This is a genomic window from Streptomyces niveiscabiei (genome assembly GCF_001419795.1).
Lineage (GTDB): Bacteria > Actinomycetota > Actinomycetes > Streptomycetales > Streptomycetaceae > Streptomyces > Streptomyces niveiscabiei.
In genome coordinates this window covers 1-1,113 of sequence record NZ_LIRL01001432.1, presented here as the reverse complement: position 1 = coordinate 1,113, position 1,113 = coordinate 1, and the positions used below count along the sequence as shown (strand labels likewise).

The 1,113-nt window shown below is 71.8% G+C and carries 2 pseudogenes; both read right to left on the bottom strand.

Annotation, left to right across the window (positions count from 1 at the left end):
• Positions 1 to 114: 114 nt before the first annotated feature.
• Positions 115 to 620 (bottom strand): annotated as a pseudogene (locus AOK24_RS52135) (DUF58 domain-containing protein); the annotation flags it as partial.
• A gap of 2 nt (positions 621 to 622) precedes the next feature.
• A pseudogene (locus AOK24_RS52130) lies at positions 623 to 1,113 on the bottom strand (DUF58 domain-containing protein); the annotation flags it as partial.

Sequence of the window (1,113 nt, the reverse complement as noted above, 5' to 3'; positions counted from 1 at the left end):
GGAGAGTAGGACGCCGCCGAATAATTTTTAGAGAAACCCCGCACTTCGGTGCGGGGTTTCTTGTTTTTCGGCTTCTTTTTTGAGCCCCTCCCTCCGGAGGGGCTTTTCTGTTTTCTACAGGCGCCCTGCCGCCTTCAGGGCCAGATACGCGTCCGCCAATGCAGGCGCCAATTCCTCGGGCGTCGCGTCGACGACGGTGACCCCGTGGCGCCGGAGCTGTTCGGCCGTGCGGTGGCGTTCCGACTGGGCCTGGGCTGCTGCCGCCGCTTCGTAGATCGCGTCGACGTTGCCTCGGGCCGCCGCCATCCGGGCGATGTGCGGGTCGGCGACGGAGGCCACGAGGACGGTGTGGCGCTGGGTGAGCTGAGGGAGGACGGGGAGGAGGCCCTCCTCGACGGGGGCCGTGTCGAGCGTCGTCAGCAGGACGAGCAGGGTGCGTCGGGGCGCCGTACGGAGGATTGTCGAGGTGAGGGCGCGGGTGTCTGTTTCGACCAGTTCCGCTTCCAGGGTGGCCATGGCGTTGACCAGGGAGGGGAGGACGTCCCGGGCGGTGCGGCCCTGGACGAGGGCGCGGGTGCGGCGGTCGTGGGCCAGGAGGTCGACGCGGTCGCCGGCGCGGGNNCGTCCACGCGGCCCGCGGAGGTGCGGCCGGTGTCGAGGACCAGGAGGATGTGGCGGTCGCGTTCGGGGCGCCACGTGCGCAGGGCGACGGTGGTCTGGCGGGCGGTGGCGCGCCAGTCGATGGAGCGGGTGTCGTCGCCGGGGACGTACTCGCGGAGGCTGTCGAACTCGGTGCCCTCCCCGCGCGTGAGGACGCTGGTCCGGCCGTCGAGCTCCCGTAGGCGGGCCAGTTTGGCGGGGAGGTGTTTGCGGCTGGTGAACGGGGGAAGAGCGCGGACCGTCCAGGGGACCTTGTGGGTGCCCTGGCGGGTGAAGAGGCCGAGGGGGCCGTACGAGCGGATGGTGACGCGGTCGGCCTGGTGGTCGCCGCGGCGGGTCGGTCGTAGGCGGGTGGTGGCGCGGCGGCGTTCGCCGGTGGGGATCGTTACGGGGTGGCGGTCGGTCTCCTGGGCGGTGCTGGGGGGCCAGGCGTCGCGGAGGTCGGCCTTGAGG